This window comes from uncultured Citricoccus sp. (assembly GCF_937871995.1).
In the GTDB taxonomy this organism is placed as follows: domain Bacteria; phylum Actinomycetota; class Actinomycetes; order Actinomycetales; family Micrococcaceae; genus Citricoccus.
On the sequence record NZ_CALMQR010000002.1, the window covers coordinates 1 to 5,965 of the forward strand.

General features: G+C 62.0%; 4 protein-coding genes and 1 tRNA gene. 1 reads left to right on the forward strand and 4 read right to left on the reverse strand.

The features are described 5' to 3' along the window. Positions 1-672: 672 nt before the first annotated feature. Together Q0283_RS00035 and Q0283_RS00040 are read right to left on the reverse strand one after the other, a co-directional pair. A complete protein-coding gene (locus tag Q0283_RS00035) occupies positions 673-1,164 on the reverse strand; it encodes a hypothetical protein (protein ID WP_298041846.1) in 492 nt (163 codons plus the stop codon). 313 nt (positions 1,165-1,477) lie between these two features. Continuing rightward, positions 1,478-2,848, reverse strand: a complete 1,371-nt coding sequence (locus Q0283_RS00040; protein ID WP_298041848.1) for an MFS transporter — start codon at positions 2,846-2,848, stop codon at positions 1,478-1,480. Between the two features lie 379 nt (positions 2,849-3,227). On the opposite strand from Q0283_RS00040, the gene Q0283_RS00045 reads away from it, so the two are divergent. Further along, positions 3,228-3,304 (forward strand) — tRNA-Met (locus Q0283_RS00045). 322 nt (positions 3,305-3,626) lie between these two features. On the opposite strand, the gene Q0283_RS00050 is transcribed toward Q0283_RS00045, so the two are convergent. Together Q0283_RS00050 and Q0283_RS00055 are read right to left on the reverse strand one after the other, a co-directional pair. After that, a complete protein-coding gene (locus tag Q0283_RS00050) occupies positions 3,627-4,742 on the reverse strand; it encodes a hypothetical protein (RefSeq protein WP_298041849.1) in 1,116 nt (371 codons plus the stop codon). A 63-nt stretch (positions 4,743-4,805) separates the two neighbouring features. Next, a partial coding sequence (locus Q0283_RS00055; RefSeq protein WP_298041851.1) for a helicase C-terminal domain-containing protein occupies positions 4,806-5,965 on the reverse strand: 1,160 nt, incomplete at its 5' end.

Sequence of the window (5,965 nt, forward strand, 5' to 3'; positions counted from 1 at the left end):
CCCAGGGCCCCGCACCCGGAAGGGCCACCAGCACTTTCCCAACACTTACTTAGAGGCACCGGCTCCTAGCCTTCGTAGAAGAAGAGCTGTGAGTCTCGATGGTGTCTTGACGCCCCGGCCGTATAACGCGCGACTGCGTTGCTCTACTGCATCGAAGTCACTGCCAAAGTGAGGGATGCGATGTCGGTGGCGGCCCACCCATAGGACATCAGGAGAGCGGTCCGGAACATTCGCCTTCCGAAGTCATCCGTGATCTCACCCCGGAAATCCACCAAGCTACGACTCACTAAGACCCCGAACATCATCGATCCGATGAGCAAGGCACAGACAGTTACTACCATCGCCAGTGGCCAGTCATGGATGAGAAGGCGCATCCCGCCCAAGCACAACAGAACGAGAAGGCTGACGCTCAAGCCGATCCGCGCGAAGCGGGGCCCACGAAGGGCAATAGCGCGGTACATGTGAAGCATTATCCCGCCCGACGGCCTCAACCCCCGGCCGCCGCTCCCACTGCCTCAAATGCCAGTCCTTCCGTGCACAGGGTGCGACGGTCGCAGTGAACGGTGCTTCTCAAGACAGTCCGGGACCCGTGACGACCGCTAGGGCCTCGAGGGGATCGCCTTACGGGTTGGATGAACAGTCCTGGGATGATCTGTGGCTGGGCGTATCCGTTTAGGAGACGGGTGTCAGCGCTCTCACGATCGTCAGGACACAGAGCGCGAGGCACAGTACGCAGGCACAGTACAGGCCAAGTCTTCGGTTCTCGGCGGGCACAGATGGTCGTCGGAGCCCGAGAGCGACCAGGCCGGCCACGACCGGCACCCCCATTAGCAGGAACAGCGAGTCTGGGTCCAGCAGCAGCACGATGACGGCCGCCGCGATCACCACCAACCCGGTGAGCCGCACCATCGTCACCGCCGACTCGTCCCGGTGTTGGGCGTCCTTGCGTTGCAGCCACCAGCGGCCTGCCTGCAGAACGACCGATATGACGACTCCGGCCACCACCGGGGACCAGAACCGCCCGGCCGTGGACAGGTCCGGCATGTCTGCGGCCAGCCACGGAATGAACGCGTAACCGAGTCCGGAGAGTAATCCCAGCCCCACGGGGCCCAGTGCGGTCAACCACCACGGCGGCCGTTGCGGGGTCTCAGATTCCTCAGTCACTCGAGGAAGCGTAGCGGCCACCCCCCTCGGGGTCGTGGAGATGGCCCGGTGTCACGTTCCACCCCCGGGTTCCGCATCCGCGTCGGAACCGCCACCCGGGCATGCCCGGGCACACTGCACAAGCCGCTCCGGAAGGGGATCCCCTTGCGGCGCAGTGTCCATTTCACTTGTGCGAGCAGTGAAGAACACTACTGACATCCGTGCCGTCGACTTCAGAAATCGACAACAATGTTTGGAATCAAACGGTTGCTGTGGCTTGGGCCCTATGGCCGTCATCTTCCGAAGAAAGGGCGCTGGGCATTTCTCGTTCGCGTCAGCGGGTGCCGGCGGGCTCGCTGGTAGCAGCCGGTGTAGCGGCGGGAAGGGCGGATGCCGCACGAGAGGATCGGACCATCAAGGTGGCCACAGCCGCGAGGGCCAGCGGAATAGCGAGGACCATGAAGTAGCCAGATACTCCCAGTCCCGTAAGGATCAATCCACCCAGGGCCGAACCGACAATCGATCCCAGCCGGCCGATGCCGATGCCCCATCCGGTGGCGGTAGCTCGGAGCTGGGTGGGATAGGCATTGGCAATCAGGTAGTTCAGTGCCAGCTGCGGCCCACCGATCCCCAGGCCTGCCAAGGCGATGAGGATGAAGACCAGAGAGAAATTGGGTCCTGCAAGGCCCAGTCCCAGAGCTACCAGGATGCCGATGGCGAACATGGCCAGCAGGAGCTTCCTAGCATCCACCTTGGGCAGCAGCACGGACAGCGGGATGGCGAACAAGATGAATGCGCCGTTGACGGTCACCGTTCCCATGGCCGCTTGCGAATACGCCAGTCCCAGCATTCTCAAAGCGGTAGGCATCCAGAGCAGCAGCAGATACCAAGCGATCCAATTCAGCAGGTAGGTGGCGAACACGGCGACTGTGACCTTGCGGTATTGGGAAGAGAAGAGCGCGCTAACGGAGCCGCGTTCCTCCTTCTTGTCCTCCGTGACCAGTACTGCGTCGGCCTCAACCTGCTGACCGGAAATGCTGGACATGATCCTGCGGGCCTGAGCATCGGCCGAGACGGTGCCCTTGGTGGCCAAGAACACGGGAGACTCGGGCAGAACCTTCAGGCAGAGAAGTAGAAGCAGGAGCGGCAGCACGCCACCAATCAGGAAGATGCCGCGCCAGCCGACCATCGGCAGCCACGCCGCCGCCACGAGGCCGCCGATGAGGGCACCACCGGGCAGGCCCAGCAGGACCAGCGTCATGAACGTTCCCCGCCGATTCTTCGGGCTGAACTCCGCGGTGAGCGCCAACAGGGCCGGTGTGGCTCCGCCCATGCCCAGGCCGATCAGGAAGCGCAGGAGCACAATCTGTTCGATTGACTGCGCGAACGCACCGGCTAGGGAAAATGCGCCGAACAATGCCAGCGCCACCAAGATCGTCTTCTTGCGCCCGATCTTGTCCCCGAACGTGCCCAGCGTGATGGCGCCCAGGGCCATGCCGATGGTGCTGGCCGTGATGGCCCAGGTCATGTCGGCGGCCTGGAGACCGAAGTCGTCGGCGATGGCCGGGCTGATGAAGGCGATGGATTGGGTGTCAAAACCGTCCAACAACGCGATCACGAAGCACAGGACGACGACAGCCCACCGCTTGGCCCCCATTGGGGTGTTATCGATAACGTCCTGAACGTTGTAAGTGCGGTTACTCACGGAGGTCACTTTTCTGCGGAAGGGGGCAATTCTCGAACCCAGGAGGCATCACATGTGATGCAACTCATGCTGAGTGCATTCAGCCTGACTCCGAACGTTCCTCAAGGGAAATACCTGTCCGGGCCCGACTGGGAGGAAACGCGTATAACTGCAGCGAGCAGGTCGCTGGGCGCGACACTCGAGCGGAGCACACGGGCGTTGTTCCCGGTCTCGCGGCATCGAGGAGGTGTGGCCGCTGGGGGTTCAACGGCACGCACCCGGAAGTCCCGTAAGACGATCCGTGAACGGAACACTATTTTTGGGCACCCTGTAGTGCCTCATGCAGAAGGGGCCATAGGTTTGGACGCCTGCGATAGACCTGTAGGGTTGACTGTTCCGACGCGGGGTGGAGCAGTTCGGTAGCTCGCCGGGCTCATAACCCGGAGGTCGCAAGTTCAAATCTTGCCCCCGCAACCAACTAGCCCCCGGCCCCTCAGGGGGCCGGGGGCTTTGCGCTTCGTTGTTACCGGGTCCGGAGGCCCGCATTCTCGTGCTGTCGCTTCCTGAGATCCGTGCCGTCGACGTTTAAAACTGACACCAATGAGCTTGCCCATGGCCACCCTGAGTGTCTCGCAACCAATGTTGAATACACGGTTCTAGCCGAGGAGTTGCGATGCATAGTTGCGAGACTTTTTTGGTGGGGCGCAAGCCCGGAAATCCGCGCCCTGCTCCTGCGCTCACGGATGCATCCATGAGACGTCTTGCAACCCTTGACTTGCTAGACATTCGCACAAGAGGGTTAGTGGCCATCTCCTGGGAGCCCCGCTTCTATTCGGAGAGAATAGAGAATCGAGGTGACTTCGTCGACATTATTCAAGAACTTCTGTCGTCGAGATGGCAATGACTTTATAAAATTATCTCGATATTTCCATCGGTCATAGTCTGTATCCCCGGGCCAATTCAAAACATCTACTTTTGCAACCTCTAACTGGTCGGCCTGGCCTGCCCTCTGTGGGGGTTCATCTAACCAGGGATTCAGGTGATCCCAATAGTCTTCGAATGAAGCAACGAGTTCTTCAAAAGCCGCCTTGAGAGCGGGGTCGAATATCTTCTTTGTGCGATCCTTGAGTTTGTATGCCAGCTGATCGAGGCCATCTCTCAGCTCTCTGGAGAAGTATTGGGGAAGCACGACCTCTAATGCCTCGCGAAGGCTTCCGCCGGACATGATTCCTTCCAGCCGCTGCTCAACCAGTAGTACATCTGCCGCGCATTGTCGGGTGCGAGGATCCGCGTTGAGGAGGGTTTCGAATGATTGCTCTTGCTCCGCCCGCATTCTGGCGTGCGTTTGCTCTTGTTCTGCGAGTACCCGAGAGTGCGATTCGTCTTGTTCAGCTAGCTTTTTATGATGATCGGACTCCAAAGACCGGATCTGTCGTTCGTGGGACTCCTCTTGTTCCATTCGTGCCTTGCTATAGGCCGCCCACCGTTGTTGGACAATCTTGGAGTGTGAGGTCTTCAGCTCCTCCACAGCTTTCTGATGGGCGGCCGTCCGCCCCTCAAGCACCGAGCGGTGTGCTTCGTTCAAGTCTTCGACGTCCCGTTGATGGGCCGCTGCTTGACTTGTGAATTTCTCATTGTGGGCTGTCTGTAGCGCCTCGATGCTCATCGTGTGGCTCGCCTTTAAGCCGCGGACCGTCTTGCTGTTGCGGCTCGCCCAGATGGCGGAGCCAACAACGATGACAAGACCGAGGACAGCTACGAGGATCCATCCCAGAACCCCGTATTTCGTGTATCGCTCTTGCCATTCCGGAGAAAGAAGTGCAGACAGAGTGAGGAGTGTAGACGCCACGGTCATGACCGCCCCTAGTGCTGTCATCCCGACTCTGACTTCGGACTCTTTATGATGCGTCGACACAGGCGAATCTTAGCCGCGTTGAGGCAGCTGGCCCGCACCGGAACAACTCCTGAGTTTTCACGGTCACCTCTCCCATTCCCAGTCCTCACGGTCGCGGTTCGGGGTGGGTTGGATGACTTGCTCCTTGGCAGGATGCGGGTCAGTGCGGGCGGGTTTGAGGTTGATCCAGTTGTCCGACAGCCCCGACACCAGTGCCTCGTGGCGCGCGTCGCAGCCATCCGTTCGGTTTTCTGCGGAAGGGTTCAAGGCGGAGTCGGCGGCGTGGTGGTAGCGGGCGGTGTTGTCCTTCTCGTTGGGGGCCTTGCCCAAGGGCGTGTCGGCGTCGTCCTGTCCGGACACGGCCCGCCACACGAGGACGTCGGCGGCCGCGGTACGGCGATCGGCCGGGTCGGGGTGGTGTTGGGCGAGTTCGTCGTACCAGGCGGGTGGGTCGGCCTCGATCCGGTCCAGCCGGCCGTCGAGCTCGTGGCGGATGCTGGCCACGAGCTCGGCGGTGACCTCGCGCTGAGTCTCGGGCTGCTGCAGGGGCATGGATAGTGGCGCGTCCTCGGTGCGTGGAAGACAGCGAGCCAGGATCGCCGGTACTGCGTCCTCGGTACTGGCTTCGCCGTGGTGGTGGAGAGCGGGGTCGGCCTTAACCAGCTGGGGCCACGTCGCCGCCTCGGTGAGCCGGGCGACGGTCTCGGGATCGTCCCCGTAGGTCTGCTGTACCCAGTCGTGGGTGCGGGCGGAGCGGGCGGACCAGTGCAGGTAGTCGAGTTCGTGGACCATCCGCCCCAAGTCGTTGGCCCAGGCCCGTTGTTGGTCGCGGACCTCGTGGGCGGTGTGCTCGGCGGATTCTCGTTTGAGGACGCCCTCGAGGACGATCGCCGGACGCTCAGCCGGAGGGGTCTCGGTGAGTAACCCCCACTCGTCCGGGGAATGTGCCTCGTGATCGACCCCGAAGTCGACGTAGGCGTGGTTCGCTTCACGGCCGCGGGTCATGGCCACGTAGAACAGTTCCCGGGACAGTCCGGCCTTGGCCACGGCGTGGGCCGAATCCACGGTGACGCCCTGGGAGCGGTGTGCGGTGGTGGCGTAGCCGAGCTCGGTGGAGGAGGCGAGGTAGTCCGGGTCCAGGGTCACCGCTCCCCCGGTGGTCTCGTTGCGGGCCACGGCGGAGCCGTCGGGGTTGATCCCGGTCAGGGTGAGCCGGGTGCCGTTGGCGATGAATGCCCCGGTCT